Source organism: Candidatus Bathyarchaeota archaeon, assembly GCA_029882535.1.
Taxonomy (GTDB): domain Archaea; phylum Thermoproteota; class Bathyarchaeia; order Bathyarchaeales; family SOJC01; genus JAOUKM01.
Genome location: JAOUKM010000020.1, coordinates 1 through 26966, shown reverse-complemented (window position 1 = coordinate 26966; position 26966 = coordinate 1). Strand labels below are relative to the sequence as shown.

The 26966-nt window shown below is 43.5% G+C and carries 28 protein-coding genes and 2 pseudogenes; 18 read left to right on the top strand and 12 right to left on the bottom strand.

Features of this window, described 5'->3' with window-relative positions; genetic code table 11:
• From OEX01_06200 to OEX01_06190, 3 genes are all read right to left on the bottom strand, one after another.
• Positions 1-923: hypothetical protein (locus tag OEX01_06200; protein ID MDH5448575.1), on the bottom strand; the 923-nt coding region annotated here is incomplete at its 3' end.
• A gap of 148 nt (positions 924-1071) precedes the next feature.
• Entirely contained in the window at positions 1072-2793 is a 1722-nt protein-coding gene (locus tag OEX01_06195; GenBank protein MDH5448574.1) for a right-handed parallel beta-helix repeat-containing protein, read from the bottom strand.
• Positions 2768-4183 carry a right-handed parallel beta-helix repeat-containing protein gene (locus OEX01_06190; protein ID MDH5448573.1) on the bottom strand — a complete coding sequence of 472 codons (1416 nt, stop codon included), beginning with the start codon at positions 4181-4183 and terminating at the stop codon, positions 2768-2770. Before OEX01_06190 ends, OEX01_06195 begins: the two co-directional genes overlap by 26 nt.
• Before the next feature lie 165 nt (positions 4184-4348).
• Here OEX01_06190 and OEX01_06185 point away from each other — a divergent pair, with 165 nt between their 5' ends.
• The 5 genes from OEX01_06185 to moaA are packed head-to-tail and all read left to right on the top strand — an operon-like array spanning position 4349 to position 7750.
• On the top strand, positions 4349-5539 hold the full coding sequence (locus OEX01_06185; protein MDH5448572.1) for an ORC1-type DNA replication protein: 1191 nt from the start codon (positions 4349-4351) through the stop codon (positions 5537-5539).
• Positions 5539-5805: a winged helix-turn-helix domain-containing protein gene (locus tag OEX01_06180; GenBank protein ID MDH5448571.1), complete on the top strand. Its 267-nt coding sequence runs from the start codon at positions 5539-5541 to the stop codon at positions 5803-5805. The genes OEX01_06185 and OEX01_06180 overlap by 1 nt, the downstream gene beginning before the upstream one ends.
• 30 nt (positions 5806-5835) lie before the next feature.
• A complete protein-coding gene (gene moaC / locus OEX01_06175) occupies positions 5836-6273 on the top strand; it encodes a cyclic pyranopterin monophosphate synthase MoaC (protein ID MDH5448570.1) in 438 nt (145 codons plus the stop codon).
• Positions 6270-6806, top strand: coding sequence for a MogA/MoaB family molybdenum cofactor biosynthesis protein (locus tag OEX01_06170; protein ID MDH5448569.1), 537 nt, complete (start codon positions 6270-6272; stop codon positions 6804-6806). The genes moaC and OEX01_06170 overlap by 4 nt, the downstream gene beginning before the upstream one ends.
• A complete protein-coding gene (gene moaA / locus OEX01_06165; GenBank protein ID MDH5448568.1) occupies positions 6803-7750 on the top strand; it encodes a GTP 3',8-cyclase MoaA in 948 nt (315 codons plus the stop codon). The genes OEX01_06170 and moaA overlap by 4 nt, the downstream gene beginning before the upstream one ends.
• A 31-nt stretch (positions 7751-7781) precedes the next feature.
• Here moaA and OEX01_06160 read toward each other — a convergent pair whose 3' ends face one another.
• The 3 genes from OEX01_06160 to OEX01_06150 form a co-directional block, all read right to left on the bottom strand.
• Positions 7782-9290, bottom strand: a complete 1509-nt coding sequence (locus tag OEX01_06160) for a hypothetical protein (protein ID MDH5448567.1) — start codon at positions 9288-9290, stop codon at positions 7782-7784.
• 116 nt (positions 9291-9406) lie between these two features.
• Positions 9407-10672, bottom strand: coding sequence for a replication factor C large subunit (locus tag OEX01_06155; protein MDH5448566.1), 1266 nt, complete (start codon positions 10670-10672; stop codon positions 9407-9409).
• Positions 10673-10678: 6 nt separating this feature from the next.
• Positions 10679-11650 carry a replication factor C small subunit gene (locus OEX01_06150; protein ID MDH5448565.1) on the bottom strand — a complete coding sequence of 324 codons (972 nt, stop codon included), beginning with the start codon at positions 11648-11650 and terminating at the stop codon, positions 10679-10681.
• A 226-nt stretch (positions 11651-11876) separates the two neighbouring features.
• Here OEX01_06150 and OEX01_06145 point away from each other — a divergent pair, with 226 nt between their 5' ends.
• From OEX01_06145 to OEX01_06125, 5 genes are all read left to right on the top strand, one after another.
• A complete protein-coding gene (locus OEX01_06145; protein MDH5448564.1) occupies positions 11877-12362 on the top strand; it encodes a hypothetical protein in 486 nt (161 codons plus the stop codon).
• A gap of 6 nt (positions 12363-12368) precedes the next feature.
• The gene (locus OEX01_06140; GenBank protein MDH5448563.1) at positions 12369-12917 is read left to right on the top strand and encodes a hypothetical protein; all 549 of its coding nucleotides are present in this window, start codon (positions 12369-12371) and stop codon (positions 12915-12917) included.
• Positions 12918-12958: 41 nt separating this feature from the next.
• Positions 12959-13534 carry a hypothetical protein gene (locus OEX01_06135; GenBank protein ID MDH5448562.1) on the top strand — a complete coding sequence of 192 codons (576 nt, stop codon included), beginning with the start codon at positions 12959-12961 and terminating at the stop codon, positions 13532-13534.
• A gap of 15 nt (positions 13535-13549) precedes the next feature.
• Entirely contained in the window at positions 13550-14431 is an 882-nt protein-coding gene (locus OEX01_06130; protein MDH5448561.1) for a hypothetical protein, read from the top strand.
• Positions 14432-14569: 138 nt separating this feature from the next.
• On the top strand, positions 14570-14965 hold the full coding sequence (locus OEX01_06125; protein ID MDH5448560.1) for a hypothetical protein: 396 nt from the start codon (positions 14570-14572) through the stop codon (positions 14963-14965).
• 22 nt (positions 14966-14987) lie between these two features.
• Here OEX01_06125 and OEX01_06120 read toward each other — a convergent pair whose 3' ends face one another.
• The 4 genes and pseudogenes from OEX01_06120 to OEX01_06105 form a co-directional block, all read right to left on the bottom strand.
• On the bottom strand, positions 14988-15365 hold the full coding sequence (locus OEX01_06120) for a desulfoferrodoxin (protein MDH5448559.1): 378 nt from the start codon (positions 15363-15365) through the stop codon (positions 14988-14990).
• Entirely contained in the window at positions 15362-15643 is a 282-nt protein-coding gene (locus OEX01_06115; protein ID MDH5448558.1) for a rubrerythrin, read from the bottom strand. Before OEX01_06115 ends, OEX01_06120 begins: the two co-directional genes overlap by 4 nt.
• A 44-nt stretch (positions 15644-15687) precedes the next feature.
• A pseudogene (locus OEX01_06110) lies at positions 15688-16272 on the bottom strand (rubrerythrin family protein).
• Positions 16273-16278: 6 nt separating this feature from the next.
• Positions 16279-16800 carry a flavin reductase family protein gene (locus OEX01_06105; GenBank protein MDH5448557.1) on the bottom strand — a complete coding sequence of 174 codons (522 nt, stop codon included), beginning with the start codon at positions 16798-16800 and terminating at the stop codon, positions 16279-16281.
• 178 nt (positions 16801-16978) lie between these two features.
• Here OEX01_06105 and OEX01_06100 point away from each other — a divergent pair.
• Positions 16979-17411, top strand: a pseudogene (locus OEX01_06100) (Lrp/AsnC family transcriptional regulator).
• A gap of 93 nt (positions 17412-17504) precedes the next feature.
• On the opposite strand, the gene OEX01_06095 reads toward OEX01_06100, so the two are convergent.
• Positions 17505-18755, bottom strand: a complete 1251-nt coding sequence (locus tag OEX01_06095) for a Glu/Leu/Phe/Val dehydrogenase (GenBank protein MDH5448556.1) — start codon at positions 18753-18755, stop codon at positions 17505-17507.
• Positions 18756-19121: 366 nt separating this feature from the next.
• Here OEX01_06095 and OEX01_06090 point away from each other — a divergent pair, with 366 nt between their 5' ends.
• The 5 genes from OEX01_06090 to OEX01_06070 all read left to right on the top strand — a co-directional run bounded on the left by OEX01_06090 (position 19122) and on the right by OEX01_06070 (position 25351).
• Positions 19122-19532, top strand: a complete 411-nt coding sequence (locus OEX01_06090) for a DNA replication complex GINS family protein (GenBank protein MDH5448555.1) — start codon at positions 19122-19124, stop codon at positions 19530-19532.
• On the top strand, positions 19525-21561 hold the full coding sequence (locus OEX01_06085; protein ID MDH5448554.1) for a minichromosome maintenance protein MCM: 2037 nt from the start codon (positions 19525-19527) through the stop codon (positions 21559-21561). Before OEX01_06090 ends, OEX01_06085 begins: the two co-directional genes overlap by 8 nt.
• Before the next feature lie 128 nt (positions 21562-21689).
• Positions 21690-22742, top strand: coding sequence for a PKD domain-containing protein (locus tag OEX01_06080; GenBank protein MDH5448553.1), 1053 nt, complete (start codon positions 21690-21692; stop codon positions 22740-22742).
• Positions 22743-22827: 85 nt separating this feature from the next.
• Positions 22828-25062, top strand: coding sequence for a DEAD/DEAH box helicase (locus OEX01_06075; GenBank protein ID MDH5448552.1), 2235 nt, complete (start codon positions 22828-22830; stop codon positions 25060-25062).
• Positions 25063-25150: 88 nt separating this feature from the next.
• Positions 25151-25351: a cold shock domain-containing protein gene (locus OEX01_06070; GenBank protein ID MDH5448551.1), complete on the top strand. Its 201-nt coding sequence runs from the start codon at positions 25151-25153 to the stop codon at positions 25349-25351.
• 129 nt (positions 25352-25480) lie between these two features.
• Here the strand turns inward: OEX01_06070 and OEX01_06065 are convergent, their stop codons facing one another.
• Entirely contained in the window at positions 25481-26035 is a 555-nt protein-coding gene (locus OEX01_06065) for a hypothetical protein (GenBank protein MDH5448550.1), read from the bottom strand.
• A 235-nt stretch (positions 26036-26270) separates the two neighbouring features.
• Between OEX01_06065 and OEX01_06060 the strand changes: the two genes are divergently transcribed.
• Together OEX01_06060 and OEX01_06055 are read left to right on the top strand one after the other, a co-directional pair.
• Positions 26271-26615 carry a hypothetical protein gene (locus OEX01_06060; protein MDH5448549.1) on the top strand — a complete coding sequence of 115 codons (345 nt, stop codon included), beginning with the start codon at positions 26271-26273 and terminating at the stop codon, positions 26613-26615.
• 9 nt (positions 26616-26624) lie between these two features.
• A partial coding sequence (locus OEX01_06055; GenBank protein MDH5448548.1) for a 50S ribosome-binding GTPase occupies positions 26625-26966 on the top strand: 342 nt, incomplete at its 3' end.

The following is a 26966-nucleotide window of genomic DNA, read 5'->3' as shown; positions in this document are numbered from 1 at the left end:
TGGAACTCACAGCTCTCATTAGTCCAGTCAACATGGAACTCAAAGCCCGTACGCTCAAGACTAAAGGGATCTAATACTTCCCACCAAGTGCAAGGTTCAGGATACCATTCTGGAGGTTCTTCCACAACTAGGTAATCGCAGGGTGCAATACCGGGTATCTTTTGACGCGCCTGTATCTCGTAAAACCACCAGCCAGGAATGTAATAAGGTTCGCCAGCTGGTCCAAAGACTTCGTCGATGTGGAACTCACAGCTCTCATTAGTCCAGTCAACATGGAACTCAAAGCCTGTTAGCTCGCCGGTTTCAGGATCTATTATTTCCCACCAAGTGCACGGTGTAGGCCACCAATCGGAAGGCCAGTGAACCTCAAAGTATAGGCAAGGCTCAATTATGTCTATTTTCCTTATCGCTGTAATTAACCCACCCATGGGAACTACGATTGAACCTGGCCATACATTGTCAATGTGGAAAATATCTGGATCGATGGTGTAATCTACGTGAAACTCGCCTAGGGCTTTGCCCGACTGGTCTATCACTTCCCACCATGAACATTGGTCAGGCAAGTAACCAGCGGGCCATTGTACTATAAGTTGATCACATGGTGCCAGTAAGCCGTCAGGAACCGCCTCGATGAACTGCATTTTAATAGTTGAACTGAAGTTCATGACAACTCCGGACGAAATAGTAATCATGTTACCTTTGGAAACTGTCATCTCCTCTGCACTGTAGAAGTTAATAGTGTCATCAGATGTGAAGGTCATATCGCCGTTTGAAAGCGGGGCGAGACTTCCTCCATCTTCAGCAGACATCGATTGCAGGTTAGAAGCCACACTTGTTGTCAATGGTGTCAATGAACTGAAGAGCATAAGAAACGCTAGTAATGAAACAATAGCACTAGCACTAACTGTTTTCTTCCATTTCATTTTCTATTCTTCTCCTTTCTAAACTAGTTAAAACATTTACGCTAATTAAGAGTTTTGTAATAAAGTTCTATTTCTTGAAAGCACCAACTATTTTCTATAGACTATAAATGCTTCTAATGTACCATCTGTCAACTTCTGCCAAGAGTTTCTAAAAATCTTTATCCACCAGTTTTCTTTTCCAAAAAAAGACCGTTAACAAAACCGTCAAAAATACCGCCAATAATGCTACAACTATCACAAGCGGCAATGGAATTACTGATTGAGACTTAGGAGCTATGATTATCTCATGTGCCGAACATTGATAGACAAAATAGATACATCTAATAATATCATCATCGTGGAGTGTATAGTTTTGATGGAGTATTTCTGTCTGTCCATTGTCAATCGTGACTGAAATCTCATCAGGATTCATCAAAGCGTGAGGAACAGCGACTCTACAGAATCCTTGGGTTCCACCAATACATTCTGCTACGAACTTAATTGTACTGTTTTTTGATTCAAAACTAAAGTTTGATATCGTCGAGTTGCTGATGACGGTGATGTTGAAAGGACTTGATTGAAAGTAGATTTTGAAGTTATGATACTTACCTAAAAGGGGGCAGTAATCGCGGTTTGATGTATCGATAATGTAGGAGGAATCCCTCAATCCGTCTTTATTAGCGTCGGAACTGTTGTGGTCGCTCCAAAAGTTTCCTTCAAGACCATCGTCCCAAACATTCTGGTAGGAATTGATTAGATTTACCTGCTCCGTGTTTTCAATCAAATTATTGTGATAAGCTTCATTAAAGCTCGATGCGAAGAACCGGATTCCATAAAGGTTGTTAAAGATAGTGTTTCCAGCGAGAATGTTGTTTTCTGCTTCGTATAGGGAGATTCCCTTTTCATTGTCAGGCGTAATGTTGTCTTCTACAATGTTGTGCTCTGAGTTTTGGAGGCATATTCCTACCCAATTGTTTGGGCAATAGCTGTGACTTATAGTGTTTTCAATAGAGCTTTGGAAGTATATTCCATAGTTGTTTTGTGAAGCCGTTACATTTTCTATTCGGGAGTTTGTGAGGTTCCAGCAGAATAGACCATGTCCGTTCCTTGTCAAGTTCAAGTCTTTTATGGTCATGTTGCTGCAATTGATGAGGTAGAGAGTCCCAATGCTCTTTTGACCGGCGAGAATTGAGTCTTCAACACCCATTAAGTATTGAATCGGTTTCTCATCGACAGTATTGCTAGTGTTTATGGTGTTGTTGAAATCTGAAAAATCCCCGCCGAAAACGCCGAAGTTGTATCTATTGTTTGAGGCTTTGTTCTCTATGAGGACGTTGCTTCCGGAGTAATAAAGCCAAATTCCATCTTCATAATTTCCCGAAACATTGTTGTGCGTTACTGTGTTGCCATGAGAGTGGAAGAGGTATATTCCATATCGGCAGTTTGTTACGACATTGTGGCTTATGTTGCTTGCAGTACAGTAGTCTAAGAAAATACCGCAATCCAAAATGTCTGAGCCACTGTTTCTTACTGTAAATCTTGAGATGTAAACGTTGTCTGCAGTTATGTTCACAACAGAACCAACACTCCCACCATCAATAATCGTTGAGGCGGAGTCGTCTCCAAAGACTTGTAGAGATTTGTAGACTCTTATGCGCTCGTAATATGTTCCAGGATCGACAAGTATTGTATGTCCATCCAAAGTCTCAGAAGCGTCTATAGCTTCTTGAATTGAAGTGTAATTCAAACCCGTATTAAGGTTATACACTACTTCATTAGGATTTGCTTTGACATCTAAGAATTCAAAAGACAATATCTGAAGAGCAAAAGACATAAGAATAATTAGCAGAAGGAATAACGCCGTTCTATTGCGTGGAAAGCTCTTTTTCAATTTTGTTTCTTCCTTTCCTTGCCAAATACACTGCTGTAGCAGTTGAAGCCAACACAATAGTGAGCGCCAAGATTATGAAAGGCTCTATGGGAAATTGGCTAAGATCTTCTTCATCTCCAAGGATAATTATTTTATGAACTGTGTTAGAATACGTAAAGCGCAGGAAAGAGTGCGTGCTGTTCGACAGGGGCAAATCTTTCAATGAAGCATTGGACTCTAAAGAACCGTCGACCAGAACAGTGTAAGGACCACTTAGTAATGCTCTAGGAATAGAGATTCGACAAAACCCTGACTTGGTTGCTTTTGTGATGTTAAAACTTATGGCTTTTGTAATGCTATTGTTTATCAAGCCAAATGAAAACTCGGTGACAGAAGAAACAGAGACAAGGGCAACTCTGGAAATAGTTCCCCTCCATAACGCATAATATTCATAGTATTGACCCATCAAGGGGTAGTGGTCTTGTTCCTGTCCAACTTCATATGAAACGTCTCCAATTCCATCTTGGTCAGAATCTTCACCGTTGTATCTTGTCCAGTAGTTCCCTTCGTAGCCGTTGTCCCAAATGCAGCCTGTTACTTTGTAGATTAATGGTTGTGAGTTGTTGATGAAATTGTTGTGGACAAAAATATTCCCCATCAGAGTCTGGTTTGAACGCATTGCTTCTATCATACCGTCATAAGTGTTATTGTAAACTGTATTAGCAACTATATAATTATCCACGCAAGGCGAATACAAACGGATCCCTTGACTATTCTGGAAGATATAGTTTCCAGTAACTGTGCAGTTTACCGCGTTTTCTAAATGAACACCGCCAATATTATTAGAAATGCTATTATTCATGACCAAGCAGTTTGCAGAGTTTTCCACTCTGATTCCATAGGCTGACTGGGGAAATGGGTGGCTCGGAGCGCTTATAATGTTCCCGACAACTTTTGAGCCCATGGAGACGTTCACTCTGATCTGGTGACAGGTGAGAAATAAGAAATTTCCTTTAATTTCACAGTTGTCAGCATCGTAAACCTCCACGCCGCTTCGGCCCCATTTCCAACCTGTGTTTTGTAACTTAAAGCCAGTGATCTTGACGTTACTTGCAGTTATTCGAATGACAGTTCCAGAATTGCTGCCGTCGATGATGGTAGTTTCCCTGCTTTCACCGAGAAGCGTAATTGTTTTGTTAACTAAGACGTGCTCATAGTAGATGCCAGAAGATACGAAGATTGAATCTCCAGGGTTTGCATTGTTTATAGCTTCTTGAATTGTCGTAAAATTGCCGGGCACAAAGATGGATGTAGAGGTTGCAGCTTTGGAAATAGCTCCACTAAGCATTGTAGAAAATGGTGGCAAAAAAAATAGGAGAAGAGCTAATGACAGAGAGAAAGTTTTCCTCATGGTTTCTTCTATCCTAAGTATTGTATATTATCGTCACATTTTTGCGTTAGGGTCAAATTACTTACATGCACTTTCACCTCATCATTACGAAAATATACGTCGAAACAGACAAAAACCATTAAAAGCCACGGCGAACAGACAACTAAGAAAAGGAGCACCCCTCTATTGTCTTACGCCAGCGTCTTCAAAGACGAAACCAAACTAGACATCAACTACACACCATCAAAAATTCAACACCGCAACACCCAACTTAAGCTTCTCAATCAATATTTCCGCCACGCAATTGAAACGCCGGGAAAAATGACCCAACGTGTAATCATAACAGGCAAAGTTGGAACGGGAAAAACTGTGGTGACTCAGCATTTTGGACAAAGCATAACCCGCGAAGCGCAGCAGCGCAACATCAACCTCCACTATGTCCATGTGAACTGCCGCCAAAACAAAGGCAGCTTCTTCCTAATATTGCAGCAAATAGTAACACAGTTCCATCCAACTTTTCCAAAACGAGGCTACTCTGCGGAGGAACTGTTGCAAACTTTGATGCAAATCCTCGACAACCAAAACATCTATCTCATCGTCACCTTGGACGAATTAGAGCCACTCATTCAGAACGAAAGCTCCGAGCCCCTCTACAAGCTAAGCCGCATAGAAGAAACCCGTGTAAAAACACCAAGGCGGCTTTCACTAATATGCATCCTCCGCGAGCTAAGCTGGTTAGACAAGCTGGATGCAAGCACAAGAAGCACACTTCAAAGCAACATAATCCAACTAGATACCTATGCAAAAGCACAACTACAAGACATTCTAAACGACCGCGTGCTGCTAGCCTTCAAACAAGGAACCGTTCCTACAGAAACCATAACACTCGCCGCAGAATTAGGTGAAGAGGAAGGCGGAAACGCACGCTACACCATAGAGCTTCTTTGGAGAGCTGGAAAATACGCAGACACAGAAGAAACCAAAGAAGTTTCGCCTGAGCATGTTAGAAAGGCTGTGGGAAACGTTTACGCAGGTATACGGAGAGACGAGATTGCAGCTTTAGATCTTCACAAAAAGCTGTTTTTGCTCGGCGTTGCACGACGTTTTCAACAAACCATGGGAGTTCATCTTTCAATGGGCGAGACAGAAGAAGCTTACACCATCGCGTGCGAAGAGTTCGGGGAAAAACCACGAGGACATACACAGCTCTGGAAGTATATACGGGAACTTTCGAGCCTCGGCATCATCAAGGCAGAGCTTTCTACGAGCGGTCAACGGGGCAAAACTACCTTAATTGGGTTACCCCGCATTGCTGCAGTAGACTTGGAGAGGGAGTTGAACAAAAGTTTGGAGCATGCTAGGCGGGGGTTTGCATGATGGTTGTTGAAGACGTTTTCTCTTCACGAGGCAGAGTCAGGATTTTGCGCATTCTTTCTGAAATAGGGGAGTTGAACATTTCGGAAATTGCGAGGCGAGCGAGACTAAACTATACCACGACCAACGAGCATTTGCAAGTGCTAGAAGAGGCTGGTCTGATAACGCACAAGTCTTTCGGTCGCATCCGCATTTACCGCTTCAACGAGGATAACGCAAAGGCAAGGGCAATAAGGGATTTAATGGAATTGTGGGAACAAGAAAGATAAATGCGCGCATTCGTAATAGAGGTGTAGATAATGAGTATGGTAGACGTAAGCAAGAAGCCAGAAGTTTTTCGAGAGGCAATGGCGAGAGGCATAATTAGGTTGAGACCCGAAACTATACGACTGATTAAAGAAGGAAAGGTTGAGAAGGGTGACGTTTTCAGTTTGGCAAAGGTTGCAGGCGTGTTGGCAGCTAAGAAAACAAGTGAACTGGTTCCCTTATGTCATCCTCTTCCGTTGTCCAATGTAGATGTTAAGGTTGAAATTGTTGACGAGGCACGCGTCGCTGTGGAAGCAACAGTTAAAGCTTTTGCCAAGACGGGTGTGGAGATGGAAGCATTAGTAGCCGTCTCTGCTGCACTTTTGACAGTTTGGGACATGACTAAGCAATACGAAAAAGACAGCGAAGGCCAGTATCCTACGACCGCCATTACCGATGTCAAGGTTTTGCAAAAGGTGAAAAGAGGATGAGCGAGTCTTCACGGAAACACAAGGCTGAAGCACCAACCAAGCTTGGTTTCGCCCTTGTTACGTGTAGTACGTCTCGTTTTACAAGTTTGAAAAAGGGTAAACATGTAGATGACCCTTCAGGCGACTTCATCGTTCAAACGCTTAGAAAATCTGGGCATAAGATTATCTCTCGTGTTCTGGCTTCAGATGACGAAAAAATGATTAAAGAAGCTGTTGAAGGAGCTTTGCAGAATGACAATGTATCTGCTATTATTGTTTGTGGCGGGACTGGAATTGCACCCAAAGACGTCACAATTGAAACCGTCACTCCCCTATTAAGGAAGATTCTGCCTGGTTTCGGCGAGCTGTTTCGTAGACTCAGCTATGACAACATGGGTTCTGCTGCTATTTTGAGCCGTGCAGTTGCTGGCATTACGAATGGCAAAGTGGTTTTCTGCATTCCGGGAAGCGTAAATGCTGTGAGGCTTTGTCTCGACAAACTTATATTGCCCGAAACGGGTCACATCGTGAAGCATGCTCGGGAAAAGCCATGATTAAGGACAAGTTCGATCGCCCCGTTTTGAATTTGCGAATCTCTGTTACTCAACGTTGCAACTTGCACTGCCCCTACTGCCACCGCGAAGGTCAAGAGAGAAAGCCTAATGACCGTGTTTTTGAAATGACTGCCGCAGAAATTGTTCGCTTAGTGAAGATAGCTGCCGGCTTGAACATAAGTAGGATTAAGTTGACAGGAGGTGAACCCTTGCTGAGAAAGGACATTTTAGACATAGTTGAAGGCATCGCGGGTTTGCGGGGCTTGAAGGATTTGTCGATGACTACAAACGGAACTTTCTTACCATCCCTAGCTAAGGACTTGCGAACTCGTGGCTTGATGAGAGTCAATGTTAGTTTGCTGTCTTTAGACGCTGATGTTTATCGTAGGTTGATGTGCGGCCGCTTGAGTGATGCGTTGGAGGGAATTAGTGCTGCGGTTGACGTGGGGCTGTATCCTGTTAAGGTGAACATGCTTGTTTTGGCGGGTGTGAATGAAAATGAAATTCCCGCTATGATTCAGTTTGCCAAGAGAAGCGGTGCTTTGCTGCAGCTGATAGAGTTGGAGCCTATAAATCTCAGCCAAACGTATTATGAGCGCTACCACTATCCATTACACGAAGTGGAAGCCAATTTTACAAAGCAAGCTTTACACGTAGAATTGAGATCCTACATGCAAAACAGACGCATATACCACTTGCCAGATGGAAGAGTGGAAGTAATTCGCCCCACAGAAAACACAGAGTTTTGCGCTCACTGCACAAGATTGCGGGTAACCAGCGATGGGAAGCTGAAGCCTTGCTTGATGGTGAACACAAACCTTGTAGACGTTTTAACTCCCTTGAGGAAAGGAGCGACAGACAAAGAACTAACAGAGATTTTTATTGAAACCTGCCGTAAAAGAGAACCCTATTATAGGGCACCAGTTTGTCAACTGATAAATTAGGTTGAGAGAAAAGAAAAAAGGGGTCTAGGAGTTATAGTGTTGTTTGTGGAGGTTTCTTAGGCCTCGTAAGGTAAACTACTGCAATTGTGACAGCAACTAGGATTAGAGTAATGATTCCTGCGCCCAGCAACTCGATAGTCATTAAGTCAAGTTTTCTGTTCAGATCGTCGATTGTAGCGTTTAGGTTGTCAACTTTGTTGTTCAACTGTGTGTTCTGCTGTTCCAGATTATCTATTGCTTGGTTCGCTTCGACAATTTGCTGGTAATTCGGGTCTTCGGTATAGTTTATGTTCACTGTAACAACGGCCATGACTTCTTCTGACCATGTGTAATCGTTGTCTTTAACGGCGAAGTAGATTGTGTGGGTTCCCACGCTGAGAGTTTCAGTGTTGAATGAAGCTGCAGTGCTTAGGATGCCGTTGATTGAAGAACGCCACTCATACGCGGTAACAGAGCCGTCAGAGTCTGAGCCATGACCAACGAACGAGACTGTTTCACCTTCTGTTGAAGGATTTGGCGTTATGGAATCAATGTAGGCTTTGGGTGGTTGGTTTTCAGGTTCCGTAACCACCGTCATCTCCAAGTTAGTGTCAACATAGTGTGTGCCGTTTCCGCCGCCGATTGCGTATATTTTTCTGTTAGGTGCCGTAGCTGCTCCAAGCTCTTTTCTGGCCGTCGGCATCAGACCTTCAAACTTCCAGCCCAGTATAACATTAGGGTCATAAGAGTCCACTCTGTCGAACATTGGAGGGTAATTATTGGAATAACTCGTGCCTCCGCCTATGATGTAGAATTTTCCATCGGAACCTAATGTGAGACCAAATTCCAACCTCGGTGTTGGCATAGGCATACCCAGAAAGGTTGTTATCCATTCTTCGAGGATTGGGTCGTAAACATAGATCTCGCTTCGTGCGTTGGATCCATCATAGCCTCCCATTGCATAAATTCTTCCGTCAGGTCCTTTTATTACGCCGAGCTCTGACCTAGAGCCTGGCATTACTGGTCCGGAAGTCCAAGTGTCGGTTTCTGGGTCATAGATTTGCAGAGTATTTGTTGCTCCTGCAGCCTCTCCGGCTACAACGTATATTTTTCCATCGTTCCCAGTTGCAGCGCCTGCCATCCATACGGGAGTTGGTATTGGAGTCTTGAGCGACCAAGTGTCAGATGTTGTGTTGTAGGCCTGCACTGAATCTATTTTACTGAAGTGTGTGCCACTGAAAACATAGATTATGCCGTCAAGTCCTTTTGCCACGGCGGCGCCTCGAGTAGCATTTATTAAAGGTGCTCCCGTTGTCCAACTGTTTGTTGAAGGATTGTAGGCCTCGACAACATCAAAAACAGTGCTCCCGTTGTATCCTCCTATAGCGTAGATTAAGCCGTCATCACCAGCGATAACTGCTGCTTGTCCCCGCGCGGTGGGCATCGGCGACTTTAAAGCAAATGAAGGCAGGCTGTCGTCGGCTTGAACAGGCTTGAAAGTTACCATTGTCGTTCCAAAGAGCAAAAGTAACGCGATGAAAACTACCAATTTTGACTTCATTTTCATTCTCCTCAATTTTAGTAAACCAAACGTTTTAGCGGTTCATGTTTATAACTTCTTTGCTTAGATGCGGAGAAAAAATTGCCGTTCCAGAGGAAAAAAGCCGAAAGACACAGTTAATTTACGAGTTTCAATATTGTTTTTGCTTGTCTTTTGCCTCCAGCAATGTAGCCGACTTCTTCCTCGTCAAAGTTAAACCACTCAGTCAAGCCTGCAGCCATCCCCGGGTTGCTTTCAAAAATAACTCTCAGATAAGGCAGAACGTCTTTTTGCGCCACTGCCACCGAAACGTGCATTTTCAGCTTAATCTTCGTCCCAATCTCTCTTTTCTTTCCTCTCTCAGCACGGCTTGCTGACAAAGCTCTTATTCTTTGTGGAAACCGAAACGGTATCCACCCAGACGGTTTCGACTTATCTCTCGCCATGGCTACGCCTGCAGTCATAAAGTCAATCACGTACCGCATTAGCTTCCAATCCCGCGTCCGCCTAATCCTCCCCCTGTACAAATCAGCTATTGCCAACGCTTCCATAGCATTTGCTAACTCGCTTGGAACGTTGAAATGGTGAGGCGCGTTCTCGTAGATCCATTCGAAAAGCATGTCTAAATCAACATCCGCCATATCCACAGCCTGCTTGGCGGCGTTGCAGCTTTTTCCATACAAAACTTGGCGTAGAACGGTGAAAATCACGTCTTTACGGTCTCGATAGGCAAGCCAAGAGACGTCATCATACGTAAGCTTCTTCTTTCCCTGCGTTAATGCTTGCAAATCGTTTACAGCCGACCGCACGTCGCCTTCGCTGCGCTGTGCAATAAAGTTCAAAGCCTCTTCTTCAGCGGCAATATCTTCCTTGGCACAGATTCTCTTCAAGTGTTTCAAGACTTCTCGGGCTGGCAGCTTCTTAAATTCGATGATGAGATATTTTTTCTTGTCTCGAAACGCCACAAACTTCTTGTTCCAGAAGTCGTTGGCAGTTAAAACAATGGGGCAACGTGTGTTTTTTATTATTTTGGTTACGGCGGGGATGGCTCCTCTATCTGCAGTGCCATGCACTCCGTCCATCTCGTCCAAGAGGATTACTCGTTTTCTCCCGAAGAAACCGCTATATTGGGAGGCTAAGCCGGCGAATTGACGGATTTTCTCTTCAGTACGGTAGTCGCTTGCGTTCTTCTCTATAAGCTCCATGCTGAGGTCGTTAGCTAAAACTTCAACCGTTACTGTTTTGCCGACGCCGGGTGGACCGTGGAGGAATGCAGCTCTTTGCTGTGGGATTCCTTTTTCCCAAGATTTTAGCCATTTTTCAAAAGTGCTAATTGCCTCTCGGTTTCCCACAACTTCTGCAGAGGATTTGGGCTTGTGCTTCACTGTCCACGCAGCATGCACTATGGACTAGCCACCTTTCAACTCGTAACCTGCTTCAGTAACTCTTGCCAGTAACGCGCTTAGCTGCACCTCTTCATCTGCCCCTTCAACGAGTCGGAAATCCACTTCGCCCACCACGTCTGCCAGTTTAACCTTCCAGCTTTCAGGAACATCATCGAGGCGGAAAAGCTCTATGTGAATCTGCTTTATTATGTCGCTTCCAGCCACACCATACTTCATAATCATTTCGCGAAGCCTCTTTCTTGCCTCAACGAAATTTCCCCCCATCGCAATTTTTATCATGGCGTGAACATCTGCTGGATTTGCTCGTCCAACCACAGAATAGACAGTTTCCGAGCTTATAGATTTTCCAAGAGAAGCAGCTGCCTGTAACGAGTTGATTGCTTTACGTAAATCGCCGCCGCAGACATCATAAATTGCGTCCAACCCATCGTTTAACAAATCCACATTCTCGTTCTGGGCTATGTGCTTAAGATATTTGTTCTGTTCCTCTCGTGGCAAATAGGCGAAACGGAAAGGGGCACAACGACTTTGAATTGGCTCGATGATTTTTCCGCTGTAGTTGGCTATTAGGATGAATCTGCAGGTTTCGGTGTATCTTTCCATGGTTCGCCGCAAAGCCTGCTGGGCATCTCCAGTCATGTTGTCAGCTTCATCTAAAATCAAAATCTTAAACGGAATTTCTCCAAGCGTCCGCACACGAGCAAAAGTCTTCACGGTTTCACGAACAACGTTTATGCCACGCTCGTCGCTGGCATTCAACTCCATCAAATGCCCTCTATAAGCATCACCATACAAGTCGTGAGCCAAACATAAAGCCGCAGTTGTTTTTCCTGTTCCCGGAGGCCCAGCAAAAATGCAGTGTGGCACGTTGCGGGATTTCACGAAGCTTGTAAGGCGCTCTACAATGTCTTTCTGGTTTACCATTTTGCTTAAGGATTTTGGACGGTATTTTTCCGCCCACATTTGGAAGCTCATCTGTATGACCCCTTTCTAGACTCTATAAGGATTGTATCGGAATAAATATCTAATGTTTTATTGATGGTTTCAAATGGTGGTGTTTTTGCAAATTATTAGGTATTTATATTTTGAGAAAAAAATTTTAATAGGATACGTCTTTATGTCGAATCCGTATTTTGGATTCATATGTTTTAAGTAAGAAGGTTCAGAATCTGATTTGGATACTTAACTTGAGGATAATCAGATGGGTTTTTCTCTGTTGCCCGAGTTCTTTGTCTTCCTCGGGGTCGACGTTTTTGTAGCTATGAGCCTGTTAGCATGTCTTTTGGATGACTATTTTCCGAAAACATTACCTTATGTTTTCCAGGCTGCGGCGATAGGTGGTTACGTTCATATCTTGATAAGCAGAGATTTTCTTACTTTGTTCGGAGATTCTATGCGGTTTTGGTATTGCTTTCTTTACCTAACCGTTGCTTTGGCTAACATTATAGCGCTCAACGTGTATCTTGCAGTCATTAAGAAGCAGTGGACTATTGCGAAAGTTTTCTCAGGCACGGTGGTGTTCCCTGCGCTGCTGATTTCAGTTTTTTTCATTTCTGACTATGCAAGCCAAATCGCTGGGGTATATCTTCTTCACATCGCGATGTTCATCAGTGCAATAGTTCTTGGACTCTCGATTTCCGTGCTTCTGAGTCCAAAAATTGTCAGAAAATATTGGAAGAGGAGGTGAGAACACATGAAACGAGTGTTTAGCAAGTCCGCTAAGATGTTGGTTCTGACGCTCATGGGGATACTCGTTATTTCTGCAACCGCAGCCGTCTACTACTCCTTGGACATGACTTCAACCATCACAACTGCCGCAAACGACATATGGTTTGTAGAAGGCTTAGACAACGTAACCGCAGGAGTAACCCTCTTCAATGATAATAAAAGTGCAACATTAACTGACCTCAAAGCCTATCCGAACATAACTATGACTTACGATGACCCAATCAAAGTGAGGAACAACAATACAGGTACAAATCACTTCGTTAGGCTGACACCTGTCTCGCTCACTGGTACTGCCACCTATTTTGTGTACATTAACTTTACGCTGCAGACTTCAACGCCAATATCGTTGAATTACACGTCGAATGGAGCAAGCTGGACGACACCATCGCAGACTAGCTTCGTGCAGGTTGATATGAACACAGAATATTCAATCGTTGTCGAAACCATGGCAAATGCAACGGCACCAGCTGATCAAATAGCAACCATTGAGATAGCTGTTGAGGTTCAACTATAACTACCCCATCCTTTTTTCAAGTCCTGAGAGGAAGAGAGAATATGGTAAGGTATAGCAGGTACTCTGGAAAGATTAGTAATCCTGTCTTGGCAGCAGCAGCTCTGCTTATATTCTTGAGTCTTTTGCTGCAAAGCGTGTTAGGGACAGCATATTATTCCTTGGCTATGAACGCTTACGCATCGGTTAGCTCGCCGCCTGTTATTCTTCAAAACGGTACGGCGGGCACGTGCACAATATACGCAAACAATACAAGTGCCAAGGTTAATGTCGCAAACACAACCTACGACTACGTCCTCAGAGTGAACAATACTATTGCAGATTCTTGGCAGATTAGGCTAAAGAAGTACGCTGACTCCAACATTAACCGTTTACAAAACTGCACCATCTACTTCCACAATTCCACCGACGGAACTTCAAGTCAAGTACACATTGAGAACGGCGCATACACACAAGATACAGGCACATGGTATAATCTACCTTCTCTAGCAACTATCTACATAGCTATCACAGTAGTAACAAACAGCACAGGAACATCACACGTTCATAGTTATCTTGAAATCCTCACCCCAAACACTTCAACCTACGCTCAATATGTCATAGCTTTTGAAATCACGTAATGGGAGGAACTTAGTTTGCGGACTATTAGGCAAAATCAAAGCGGCATCAGCAACGTAATAGTTCTCGTCCTCAGCCTCGTCATCCTCGTCACCATAGTAGCAAACATTTTCCTGTGGAACTATCAAATGAACCAACTGGACTACGAGAAAATGCGGGAAGACTTGAAAATCGCTAACGTTACCCGCGTCACCCGCTCCTCATGGTTTGTGGCTCAAAGCGAATACAAAGTCAGCATTGGTAACCATGTAAACGGCACCTACGAAGCCACACAATTCGCAGATGACAATAGTTGGGAGACATTCCTAGAAAAGCCGTCACCACATGGGCTTGACATAAACGGTACTTTCGTCATAGATCTATCTATTTATTCTTTGACCCATATTCAAACAATTGAGATACAACTGAGGTACAGGGCCGATGACGCTGAAGAGAAGTGGTATCTGAAGGCCTACAATTGGACAGCAGTGATGTATAGCGGTAACGGCTTTAATTCCACAACAGGCCACACGCCAACAACGGGATGGGATAATTACGCTGTCAATCTTACAGATTCGTGGCGCAGTTACGTCAGGGATGATGGTGTTATGTATGTGAAAATTGAAGACGAGTGGTTTGACCCAACAAATCGAACAACCATCGACATCGACTTTCTTGGTGTGAGGGTGGCGATTGACGGCGCACGTTTCATCTTTGAGAACGATGGATCCTTTAGTTCCCACATAGTTTCTCTCTGGGTCAATAATTCAACGATCCATCAGCGCTACGACATAAACATAATCATAAATTCGGCGGAAACATTTACTTATCTTCGTGTTGACATTCGCTTGCCCGTTGAACAATATACGGTAAAGGTTGTAACAGAGCGGGGAAACATCGCAATTTACTCAGGAGACTGAGTTTCCTTTTGTTTTAGTAACACTATGAGCCAACATTATAACATTCGAAATAACCTAAGAAGTTCGCTCTAAAATTCAGATTTGCCCTAAGGATTTCAGCATCATTAAACCTATAACTAAGCAAACAAGCAAAAATAAGTGACAAAGATGTTTCCGTACGATGCAGTCTTCTATTTGCCTTTCGCAGTAATCACGCTAACTTTAACGCTCTACTTTACACTTATTATGAGACTCAAGCCATCTACAGAAACTAAACTGCCAACGTACATTAAAAAAGCAACCCAGAAAACACAGCCCAAGAAGAAACGGAAAACCTCAAAACTTGTCGAATCTACTGAATCCTCCGAACCTCTTATAGCGCATAAAACCGAAGAAAAGGAGTGCTCTCACTATTTAGGTTACCTCGCAACATTGCCAAAAGGCACACCCTTCCCTGAAGAATGTTTTGGATGTCGCAAAGTGATACAATGCCTACGAATAGCGCCCACTAAAGCTATTGACAGCTTCTATCTGACTGCAACAGAGACGGAATAGTTTCAATCGTTAAAAGACGATGCTAAGAGGATTTCCACAACCCGTGGATGCTGCAGTATTCTCGTGCTTCTATTTTCTCCGCTGTGATTTCGAACTCTGCTTCTGGCTTGTCTCCGGGCTTCAAGAATTTTCTGTAAACTCTGCCGTCGGTAATTATTTCTATCCATTCAATGTAGTGGTTTTGTTCCATCGGATGCGGAATTGAACCAACTTTCATTTTTACTTCTTTCTCAGTTTTTTCTATTACTGGAACATGTTTTTCCAAGCCTACGTCTGTGGTTTTTTCTGTCAACAACTCCATTGGCTGGCCGCAACAGACAAGTTGTCCTACTCCTGCGTGTAAAACTTCAACTATGTTGCCGCAAATATTGCATTTGTAAATTTGTTTTAGTTCAGTCATTCCAGTATCTCCTCAACTTCTTTTTTACCCTCTTCTAGCTCTTTAACTTGTTCTATATCTTCTTTTAGTAGCAGAGTTTGAAACTCTCCCATATGAGTTTTCTCCTCTTTAGCTACATCAAGTAGAACCTTTTGGATTTTTTCATTATCAGTGACAGCTGCTAATTGCTCATATAGGTTTATTGCATCCAGCTCTGCTATTATTGCCACCCTTAACACTTCACGAGTAAGAAGCTTCTTCTCGACTTTCTCAATTTTTATAGGTATTTTCGACAACATCTTTTATCACCCCTTTTGTCTATTGTCTTTGTTTATAATAGTTTTCAATATTCTTCAAATTTAAGTTGGAAGTAGCTTCTCGAATTGTCACAAAAGGGACATTTTTCTGGCGGTTCCTTTCCAAAATGAATGTATCCGCACTCTCGGCACACCCACCAAACTTCTTTTTCTTTTTTGAAAAAGGTGCCAATCTCCACCTGTTTTAGCAATTTCCTGCATCTCTCTTCATGATGTTTTTCTGCTTTAGCTATTGCCCTCAGCCTCGCCGCAATTTCAGGAAAACCTTCTCTTTCAGCAACATCTGCGAATTCTGGATACATTATCGTGTGTTAATAGTTCTCTCCAGCGATTGCCGCTTTCAGATTTTCTGCAGTGCTGCCAAGAACTGGTGGTGCTACTGCTTCCACTTCAATCTCATCTAATTCTTCGCTGCTTCTCTTCTTCAACTCGTTAATCAGCTTGAACAGATTGCTCGCATGCTCTTTCTCGTTATCCGCAGTAATCAGAAATATCTCTGCAATCTACTCAAAGCCTTCTTTCTTGGCGACCTTTGCGTAGAATGTATAACGATTTCTTGCCTGACTTTCGCCAATAAATGCTTTTACTAAGTTTTCAATAGTGGTCTTGATTTCTATTCACCTCTCCTTAGATTCTTCTTTTAGGTAAGTTGGAGCCGTTTTAGGAGTTGCGCCTCTTTTTATTAGGTGGTAATAGGCATAGGTCATTGGTTCTTCATCTGTGAGGATTTCGGCGTCAACCACTTTGCCTATGAAAATGGTGTGTGTGCCTGCATCAGCTTCCTTGATCACTTTAGCCTCTAGGTATGCAACTGTGTTATCCAAAACTATTGGTGCACCAGTTTTGCCAGTTTTATAGTTTATTCCTTCAAATTTGTCTACGTCTCTTCCGCTCCTGAATCCGAAGTGACCTATAAACTTTAATGGCGTATTCTTAGAAAGAATAGAAACAGTAAAAACGCCGATTTCTTTGAAAAATTCGTGCGTGAAGTTTTGCTTGTTAATACTAACTGCGACTGTTGCAGGTTCAGATGTTACTTGGAATACTGTATTGACAATTTGACCATTACAATTGCCTTCTTTTCCAGAAGTTACTACATACAAACCATAACTTATTCTATGTAACGCTTTACGATTCATCCTTCAATCCCAGTTCTTTTCACATTATTTCTCTTCAACTTTCTTCTTCTCCCATTTTCCACACTTTGCATTCAAATTTTAGAAACAAAAAACTTTTATGTCAGACCATCTTATATATTTTTCGTAACAAATCCGACGATAAATAGATAAAAAAATCCGAAAATCGGAAAGAGCAGCCATGTTAGAAGTTGACGATTTAGACTTAAAGATTCTGAAGTTGCTTCAAGAAGACGGAAGAGCCGCCTTCACTGATAGCTGAAAAACTAAGGCTAAGCGAGTCAACAATCAGAAAAAGGGTTCAAGCACTCCAAAAAAGAGACATAATAAAGCGATTTACCGCTGAGATCGACCCGTACAAAATAGGAATACGCACCGTAGCAATAGTTGGAGTTGACGTAGATCCAACAAAACTATTAGAGGCAGCTCAGAAGCTTTGTGAGATAAAGAAAATCCGCTCAGTCGCAACATCAACCGGCGATCACATGCTAATGACGGAAATATGGACGAAAGATGGAAGGGAGCTCGCAAGGCTGATTTCCGAAAAAATTGGAAAAATTGATGGTGTTAAGAAAATTTGCCCAGCAATTATTCTGGAAAAGCTGAAAAGCTGAGTGTAAACATGGATTACTTGTATATGTGGCGCTGACTTTTTGCGCAAAATGAAACTTTGGGATTTCGCCAAATTAAAAGTGAAAGAAGATTTTTTAGATGCGGCCTAGCGCTTTCATCGCTTCGACGATTTTTTTCACTGCTGTGACGTAAGCGGCTGTTCGCATATCTACTTGATGTTGTTTTGCAGTTTGGTAAACATCGTTGAAGGCTCGTGTCATCATCTGTTTCAGTTTTTCGTCAACTTCTTCGTCGCTCCAGTAATACCCCATGCGGTTTTGAACCCATTCGAAATAGCTTACTGTAACGCCTCCCGCATTGGCTAGAACGTCTGGAATTACTACGACGCCTTTTTTGTGCAGTATTTTATCTGCTTCAGGAGTTGTCGGTCCATTTGCCTCTTCAACTATAAGCTTTGCTTTAACGTTGTTGACGTTCTTTTCTGTTATTTGATTCTCCAAGGCTGCTGGAACAAGTATGTCACAGTCTACTGTTATTGGGTCTAAAGTGCTTATTTCCTCGCTTCCCGGAAAACCTTTTACACTGCGTGTTTTGGCTTTAAATTCTGCAAGCTTCTCAGGATGCATACCTTCTGAGTTATGCGCACCACCTACAGAATCACTGACTGCTACGATTTTGCAGCCTAATTCAAAAAGATGCTTAGCGATTGGTCGTGCAACGTTACCATATCCTTGGATAGAAACGCGTGCTCCTCTTAAGGATATGTCGAAGGTTTTTGCGGCTTCTAGTGTAGCAAAGAATGCTCCGCGGCCAGTTGCGGTTCCTCTTCCTCTTGAACCACCTATGCCTAAAGGTTTAGCAGTTATCACTCCAGGAAGATGTTTCCCGGCGATTTTATAGTACTCATCAGCAAACCATCCCATAATCTGGGCGTTTGTCCCCACATCAGGCGCAGGAACATCTTGGTCTGGTCCAACGAACTTCGCTATCGCAGCCGAATATCCCCTTGTTAACCGTTCAAGTTCACCTTGCGACATCTCCTTCGGGTTACATGTAATTCCGCCTTTACCACCACCGTAAGGAACGCCTACGACAGCGTTTTTTACGTTCATCCAAAACGCTAATGATTTAACTTCGTCTAGGCATACTCCTGGATGATAGCGGATGCCGCCTTTAGCTACACCTCTAGCTGTGCTGTGTTGCACTCGATAGCCAGTGAAGACTTTTATTTTTTCATCATCCATTTTTATAGGAATTGAAACGATTAACATTCGTTCTGGAGCACTTAAGGCTTCTACAATATTGGTTTCCAACTTCAGTACAGCTGATGCTTTCTTCAGTGGTTTCAACGCCTCTTCATATAAGCTACCTTTTTGTTCGGACATGAGGTTCACATCTTTACGTTTGTAAATACAATACGAGAGAAACCAGCTTTTACTTTTAAACTTTACCTTTAGTTACCACTGTTAAAACGAGCGCGCCTACACAGAATTCAAAATTCCAGCACTAGTCATCTTATTTTTTTGACTATACATTTTATATTCCTGAAAACCTTTCTCTCTAGAGGCGTTTAACAAGGGGGAAAGGGAGAACTGTTTACGCACGAACATATCTCAATAGAAGATGCAGACTTCAAATTTGAAAACAAGTCAGTAAAAGTTATTGCAAACCGGAACGAAGCACAAATTGCATTAGCCGGTTTAGAGGTTGGTCCTTTCGAAGAGGGGAGGGAGTATGAGATTCGGTTTTGGATTGCCAGAGAACTTGAAAGAGTGGGAGTAGTTCGTTTTCGAGAAGAAGACATGTTAGACGTTGTTAAGCTACATAAAATACATTGGAAAGAAAGAGTACAGCCCACAAACAAGGTTTCTCCGCTTCCAGAAGAGTTCTATCCAAAACTGAGACGCTACATCGCCCACCTCAAGAAAGCTGCCAATAGCAAACCAGAAAAGCTTAAAGAACACGAAAAGTCCATGAGAATTTCACACGACATCGTTAACTGTAGAGTGAAAAAGATAGTTTCTCTCGCTTCGTCTCTTCCTCTTACTGCTCAGGCACTCCAAAGCCTAACCCCCGAAGAGAGAACTCTTTATCATAATCTTCACAAAATCATTAACGCATGGAGAACCAAGATTTTTGAAAGAGGCGGCAAAAGTGACTGAAGAAGTTGAAGTTGACCCTCAGCAACGTTTTGAAGACTTTTTTAAACAGGATAAGTATCGTGAGAGAATCTCTCAGATGGCAGTTACAAACAGCATTTCGCTTATTGTAGATTTTGAAGACCTGATGGTCTTCGATATGGCACTTGCGCAGAACTTGGTGGAGACGCCAGACGATTATTTTGATTACGTGAATAGGGCTGCTTATTCTCAGCTGGAAACAGAAGACAGTGAGTACGCGTCGAAGATAGAAGACGTTGTTGTTCGTTTCAGAAGTTTGCCTGAATCTACACATTTGCGTATGCTGGGAGCAGCTAACATTGGCAAGCTGGTGATGGTTGAGGGCATAATCGTACGTGCCACTCCAGTGCAGCCTCAAGTTATGCGTGCAGCTTTCAAATGCAAAAGATGCGAAACGGTTGCTTACTTGGATCAGACAGGCCCTTTTCTTAAGGCGCCTTTACGATGCGAAAATCCTACTTGTCAAAGTAAGGGACCTTTTGAATTTCTTCAAGAGGGATCTACTTTCATCGACTATCAGCTGATTCGCATTCAAGAACGCCCCGAAGATCTACCTCCAGGTCAAATGCCTCGCACTTTGAACGTGAAGCTCGTAAGCCGAGACCTTGTTGATAAGGCTAGACCAGGCGACCACGTTGCGATAACAGGCACTGTTCGTGCTGAGGCACCTGTTTTTCCTACGGCTGGAAAGCTTCGGGTTTTCCGTCTTCACGTTGACGGTAATTTCTTAGACGTGGAGAGTAAAGAGCCAGAAACTGCTCTTGTCTCGCCTGAAGAAGAGAAAAAAATCCTTGAACTTGCCGAAGACCCGTGGATTCACAGGAACATAATGCGTTCTATTGCCCCTTCCATCTACGGCTACGAGACCATCAAAGAAGCCATAATGTATCTGGTTTTCGGCGGCGTTCCGAAACATTTAGCGGATATTTCGATTAGAGGAGAGCTTAACATTCTTCTTGTGGGCGACCCGGGTACTGCTAAGTCGCAGTTGCTTCAGTATATATCTGCGATTGCTCCGAGGGGTTTGTATACTTCAGGTCGTGGAACAACTGCGGCTGGTTTGACTGCCGCTGTGCTACGTGAGCGGGGAGGGGGAATGACTCTTGAGGCTGGTGCGCTTGTTTTGGCAGATAAGGGTGTTGCATGTATTGATGAGATTGACAAAATGCGTCCCGAAGACAGAGTGGCGATTCACGAAGTTATGGAGCAGCACACCGTATCGGTGGCGAAAGGTGGCATTGTAGCAACTCTCAACGCGAGAACAGCCATTCTTGCAGCTGCCAACCCTTCTCTAGGAAGATATGACGCCTACAAAACAGTGACTGAAAACATCAACCTACCCATCACCATTCTTTCAAGATTTGACCTAATTTTTGTGTTGAAAGATGTCCCTGAAAAAGAATTGGACGAGAAAATGTCAACCCACATTCTAGAAATACATCAGAAAGGTATAGCGCCTTCGGAAACACCTATCCAGTCGGACCTGCTTAGAAAATACATTAGCTATGCCAAGAACGTAAAGCCAGTTTTAACCGATGAAGCGTTGAAGCGGCTTAAGGCTTTCTATCTGGAGATGAGAGCCGTTACGGAGAAGATTGAAGGTTCACCTATAGCCATCACGGCAAGACAGCTGGAGTCTTTAGTCAGGTTAGCCGAGGCGAGAGCTCGGATTGCGCTTCGAAAAGAAGTTACTGCAGAAGACGCCGAAGCCGCCATTGTCATCATGAACAAGTCGCTGGAAGAAGTGGGCATTGACATTTCAACCCACATGCGAGACATTGACATCATTATGGTTGGAAAACCGAAGAGCATGCAAGACAAGTTAAGAGTAATCCTCACCGAAATTTTGGAAATGTCAAAGGAAACAGGTATGATTGAGAAAAAACTGCTCTTAAACGAACTCTCAGATAAACATAAAATCGAAGTCTTAGAAGCCCAGAAGCTCATCGGAAGAATGATAAAAGACGGAACAATATATGAACCACGACCAGGCTTCCTTAAGAAAGTATAACATCAAAGATTTTCACTGCGAAAAAACCTTGTTACACATAAAGCATTACTCCATAACTTAACCTACTCAAAATTCTCTCATAAGTGTTATATATTGGTTAGGCTATGTAGTTGTTGGGAGAAAGCGAGTTGTCGAAGAGGAGATTTTCTGGGATAATAGTGGCATTGCTGCTAATAGGCATGTTGGCTTTAACAGTTAATGTTCAATCAAGCAAAGCAGATCTTGAAGTAAGCGAAGTAACAACCACTTCAAGCCTGCCTATAGTTAAAGTGATCCCTGAGGTTATCGAGCTTGGACCGGGATACGTAGTAGATCAAACCTTTGCAATTGCAGTTGTAGTGGAAAATATACTCGATTCTCACGAACTCTACGGCCTTGACATAACATTTAGATGGAACACTTCATACTTGGAATGTCTAAATCACACAGCAACAATTCCAGTTGAAGATTTTTCTGACCCAATTACACCTAGCCCTTACCCCGGTATACTTTTTAAGCCTTTGATGATGGTTACAGATGAGGTTAATGCAATTGCAGGAACATACTCGGTTGCCTTTGCATGTATGTGGCCAGCGCCAGTTGCTGATGATGGCACAGTCTTCGTTATGACTCTCAAAGTTAAACGCCAATCAAACGTAGATGTTGTAGTTCCTCTGGATTTCGAATATACATTGTTGAGTCCAATGTCTTGCGCTGCGATTTACCATGAAGTGGAAAATGGCATCGTAAAAATTCTTGCAGCACCTCCCCCACATCCTCCAGAAGCAAGATTTACAATAATCCCAGAAACTACAAACGCAGGTCAACTTGTGATGTTTGATGCTTCAAGCTCCTTGCCTGGAGGAAACGAAACAAATGAAAAGCCGATAACTAGGTATTATTGGGATTTTGGTGACGGCGACAAGAAAATAGTGTCCATTCCAATAGTGTATCACAGTTTTAGTAGTCCAGGAAATTATGACGTAAACTTAATTGTTTCCGCTCCTGGGGCCAAACCAGACACAGACTCTATCACTCATCAAGTGACCATAGATTCAGAAATGATTGGGGGATACTCCTTCCCAACAAAAAGCAACGCAACAAAAACTCCGTTAACACTATACTTAGCTATAGTAGCAATCTTAACAACAGTTTTCACAACAATCAAACGCAAAAAATACAAAGAAACAAAACAACCTTAAAAAGCACAACTATAAGAACTTATCAACATTCCGCAACATAACACATTTAAAGTCCAGATATTCCATAATCCCAAAGGTTTTACTATTGAAAGTTGAAGAGCTGCCGATACCTGAACAAGTAAAAGAAGTAATCATAAAATCGGGGATTTCCAAGCTTTACCCCCCTCAAAAAGAAGCAATCCGTGCCGGCGCTCTCGAAGGAAAAGACCTTGTTTTAGCAAGCCCCACCGCCTCTGGCAAAACACTCACAGCAGAGCTTTGTGCTCTTAAACATGTAGTAGAGCGTGGTGGAAAAGTCCTCTACTTAACTCCTCTGAGAGCCTTAGCCAGCGAAAAATATCAAGATTTCAAAAAATACAGTAGCGTCAGAAAGCGTAATAAGGGACGTGTCAGCGTCGGCATCAGTACAGGCGATTACGACAGCAGCGATCCGTGGCTTGAAAGATACGACATAATCGTCTCAACCAACGAGAAGGCAGACTCGCTTCTGAGACACAGGTCCAAGTGGATGGACGAGATATCGCTCGTAGTTGCGGATGAAGTGCATTTGCTCAACGACTCTGAGCGAGGACCGACATTGGAGGTGGTGTTGGCGAGGCTGATGCAGATCAACCCCGAAATTCAAATCTTAGCCTTAAGCGCCACGATAAAAAACGTTGAAGAACTGGCGGACTGGCTTAAGGCTCAATATGTTACGACCGAGTGGAGACCCGTTACGCTTAAGGAAGGAGTTCTTCTTCACCAAGAGATACAGTTCAAAGATGGCGGAGCGGTGAAAATAGGAAAACATGCTAGAAATCCCGCGTTAAACCTCGCAATACACATCATAAAATCAGGCGGTCAAGCACTCATCTTCGCGTCAACACGGAAAAACGCAGTTTCTCTGGCGAAAAAAACCGCTGCTGAACTGGACAATTTTCTATCGAAGCCCACTAAACGCTCCTTGAATTTGCTTGGCGAGCGAATACTAGCAACTGGTGAGCGAACGAGAATTAGTGAGCTTCTCGCTAGCCTTGTCAGGCATGGGGCGGCTTTTCATCACGCTGGTTTAGGTGGTGGTCATCGGAAACTACTGGAAGACGCTTTCAGAGAAGGCAAAATCAAGGTGTTATCGGCTACGCCGACTCTGGCTTTCGGCGTCAACCTGCCCGCTAGGATGGTGATCATCCATGATTATAGGCGCTACGAAGTGGGTTATGGCTATTATCCTATTGCTGTTTTGGAGTATAAGCAGATGGCAGGCAGGGCTGGGAGACCAAAGTATGACAAGGTCGGTGAGGCGATTCTCATTGCGAAGACGGATGATGAGCAGGATTATCTGATGGAAAGCTACGTGTTGGCGGAACCTGAACGTATTTGGTCGAAGCTTGCAGTAGAGCGAATCTTGCGTCCTCACGTGCTGTCGACGATTGCGGCCAAGTATGCACAGAGTGAGCAGGGTGTTTACGACTTTTTTGGCAAAACCTTCTATGCGTATCAGTATGATCCCAAGGCTATCAGGCTAGTTATTACTAAGATTCTCAAGTTTCTCTACGACGAAGAGATGATCGACGTAAGCGGCAAGGATGTTTTTGCTACGAAGTTTGGACGTCGGGTTTCGGAGCTTTACATCGACCCGGTTTCAGCCGTTTTTATTCGTGACGCGTTGTATGCTCGAGCGCCCGTGATAACTGACATTAGCTTTCTCCACATGATGGCGCATACGCCGGACATATATCCGAAGCTGCGTCCTTACGCTAGTGAGATTGATGAGCTTGCGTTGTTTGTTGACCAACATAAAGACGAGTTTATGTTTGACGTCCCAAGAGAGGTTGATGATCGTTTAGATTTCGAGGAGTTTTTAGGCGAAGCGAAGTTGGCGTGGGTGTTGCAGTCGTGGATTGAGGAGGTCACCGAGGATCAGATGATTGAACGGTTCAGGGTGCAGCCTGGCGACTTATATAGGCTTATTAATTCGTCGAAGTGGCTACTTTACGCTTCTTGTGAACTTGCCGGTTTACTGGGACAGAAAGATTTGGTGCAGCGGTTGAACATGTTGATGGAGCGTAGCGGTAAGGGTGTGAAGACTGAGTTGTTGCCTCTTGTTCGCTTGGAAGGTGTGGGGAGGGCGCGTGCTCGTATCTTGTTTAATTCTGGTTTGAAGACGGTGGAGGATCTTAAGCATGCACCTGTGGAAAGGCTTATGGGGTTGCCTCTTATTGGATCTAGGGTTGCTAAGAAGATTAAGGAGCAGGTTGGCGGGTTTGTGAAGTCAGAGCAGTGGAAAAAGCTGGCAAAGGATGAGACTCCAGAACAACAATCCCTCACTGAATACTACTAACGACTTAAAGTCATAGATGCGCGCAAATGCAAGTTATATATAGTCCAAGGAGAAAGTAAAGCCAAAACGAACAAAAGAGGTGAAATACGTGACAAAGGGTACGGTGGTGAGATGGCTCGGCGGGAGAGGCTACGGGTTCATTAAATGCGAAGATGGCAAAGAAATCTTTGTTCATAACTCGGATATCCAGGGCAAAAGCAGCCTCAGAGAAGGAGAAAAAGTAGAGTTCGAAGTGACAGACACAGGTAGAGGACCGAGAGCCGTCAAAGTTAAACCGATTTCTGAATAAATCGAGAACATTTGTCGAAGATTCAAAAATCGGTTTAAATTATCGGGGTTTAAGTTTTTCTTCTGATTTGAAGACTGGTTCTACCTTTCCCTAAAGCGCGCACTGAAAACCTTTCAACAATCCGTCTTGTTATCTCGAGGTTTCCTTTTGAAACCTCTTTTTGAATGCTTTTTCTCGCCACTTTTCTTTCCAACTCTTCCATCCCGTCTTTACCAGTTTTTCTCTGATTTTGGGTTTTTCCGCAACCCATTCTAGAAGCGTCCAGAAACGTCTCTTGTCTCCCAGTCTTTCTGTTGGCACTCCCACTTCTTTGCACCATTCTACGTAGCTTCTCTCGACCAACTCTTGGAGGTCGCCAGCGATTTGTACTTCTTCCACGTTGAATCCCCGGTCTCGCAGGTGTCTACGTATGCTGGAGAGAACATATCCTGAGCAGACCTTGAAACGGGTTTCCCTGTCAGGCTGCATCACCTCAACGATCTCCTCGGCAATCTTCACGGCGTCATCCAAGTACTGTTTATTTTCGAAGTTGGGCGGCTGGAAGGAGGAGACCGAGATTCTGCGTTTCATGTACCTGCGTTCTGGAAGTTTGAGGGCGCCGATTACCACGCCTAAAATAAGGTCTCCCCATCCAGCATCATCTATCAAAATCTCCTTTCTAGACAGAAACCGATCCAACTCCATAACCTACGTCACCAAGATCTTCAACAAAGTGACTCTTTTCAAGCCGTTTATGTTTATCTGCCGACCATATATGCGGCCTCTCCATCAAACAGTAAGGAATGAATGTGTAAAAACCTTCTTTAAGAGTTTCTTTTATATCGCCGGGGATGTCTTCGACATTCGCGCGCGCTTAATTTTGAGAACATGCGTAGAACATATTTAAAACACGATGACTTTAGTTTGCTAGAGTTTTTTTATGCGGCTGGTTAAGCCTGTTGTTAAGATCGAGAACGTCGTTGCCTGCGCCGCTCTGAAGCATGGGATCGACTTAAGCGCGGTGGTGAAGGCTTTTCCAGTGGTTAATTATCAGCCAAAACGATTTCCCGGACTGGTCTTTAAGCTGAAGAGGCCGAGAACAACTACCCTGATTTTCAGCACTGGCAAAATGGTTTGCACAGGAGCCCGATCCGGGAGGGATGCAGTGAGAACTCTGAAGAAGGTTGTTAAAACCTTGAATAAGGGCGGAATAATAATCAATGGCAAACTTGAAATAGGAATAAAGAACATCGTTGCCACCGCAAGCCTCGATGCATGCAAGTAAAATACATGTGTGAATGGGATAAGCAAATCAGATTCCTTCCCTATAATAATTAGTATGCTTGAGGAGTATTTGGTTTTCACTGGAAGACCTAATGCAGGTAAGAGCAGCATCATCAAAGAAATTGTAGGCTTAAATTTAGCAACCGGAAAGCGTCCGGGAACAACACGAAACATATCGAAACATCCTTTAAACAGCGGCCTAGTTCTTGTAGACATGCCTGGTTTCGGCAGGATCATGGGTGTCTCTAAGCGCTTAGAGAATATGAGGAAGAATCGGATCATCCGTTTCTTAGAGTCTAACGCTCAAAACATAGCCTTAGCTATCCACGTTCTCGACATATCCACGTTCCTA

What these genes read in the sequence shown, in the direction of transcription:
- OEX01_06190 (MDH5448573.1), bottom strand. Translation starts at nt 4,183, where the DNA reads ATGAGGAAAACTTTCTCTCTGTCATTAGCTCTTCTCCTATTTTTTTTG.
- OEX01_06180 (MDH5448571.1), top strand. Translation starts at nt 5,539, where the DNA reads ATGGTTGTTGAAGACGTTTTCTCTTCACGAGGCAGAGTCAGGATTTTG.
- moaC (MDH5448570.1), top strand. Translation starts at nt 5,836, where the DNA reads ATGAGTATGGTAGACGTAAGCAAGAAGCCAGAAGTTTTTCGAGAGGCA.
- OEX01_06170 (MDH5448569.1), top strand. Translation starts at nt 6,270, where the DNA reads ATGAGCGAGTCTTCACGGAAACACAAGGCTGAAGCACCAACCAAGCTT.
- moaA (MDH5448568.1), top strand. Translation starts at nt 6,803, where the DNA reads ATGATTAAGGACAAGTTCGATCGCCCCGTTTTGAATTTGCGAATCTCT.
- OEX01_06160 (MDH5448567.1), bottom strand. Translation starts at nt 9,290, where the DNA reads ATGAAGTCAAAATTGGTAGTTTTCATCGCGTTACTTTTGCTCTTTGGA.
- OEX01_06150 (MDH5448565.1), bottom strand. Translation starts at nt 11,650, where the DNA reads ATGAGCTTCCAAATGTGGGCGGAAAAATACCGTCCAAAATCCTTAAGC.
- OEX01_06145 (MDH5448564.1), top strand. Translation starts at nt 11,877, where the DNA reads ATGGGTTTTTCTCTGTTGCCCGAGTTCTTTGTCTTCCTCGGGGTCGAC.
- OEX01_06140 (MDH5448563.1), top strand. Translation starts at nt 12,369, where the DNA reads ATGAAACGAGTGTTTAGCAAGTCCGCTAAGATGTTGGTTCTGACGCTC.
- OEX01_06135 (MDH5448562.1), top strand. Translation starts at nt 12,959, where the DNA reads ATGGTAAGGTATAGCAGGTACTCTGGAAAGATTAGTAATCCTGTCTTG.
- OEX01_06120 (MDH5448559.1), bottom strand. Translation starts at nt 15,365, where the DNA reads ATGACTGAACTAAAACAAATTTACAAATGCAATATTTGCGGCAACATA.
- OEX01_06115 (MDH5448558.1), bottom strand. Translation starts at nt 15,643, where the DNA reads ATGTTGTCGAAAATACCTATAAAAATTGAGAAAGTCGAGAAGAAGCTT.
- OEX01_06105 (MDH5448557.1), bottom strand. Translation starts at nt 16,800, where the DNA reads ATGAATCGTAAAGCGTTACATAGAATAAGTTATGGTTTGTATGTAGTA.
- OEX01_06095 (MDH5448556.1), bottom strand. Translation starts at nt 18,755, where the DNA reads ATGTCCGAACAAAAAGGTAGCTTATATGAAGAGGCGTTGAAACCACTG.
- OEX01_06065 (MDH5448550.1), bottom strand. Translation starts at nt 26,035, where the DNA reads ATGGAGTTGGATCGGTTTCTGTCTAGAAAGGAGATTTTGATAGATGAT.
- OEX01_06060 (MDH5448549.1), top strand. Translation starts at nt 26,271, where the DNA reads ATGCGGCTGGTTAAGCCTGTTGTTAAGATCGAGAACGTCGTTGCCTGC.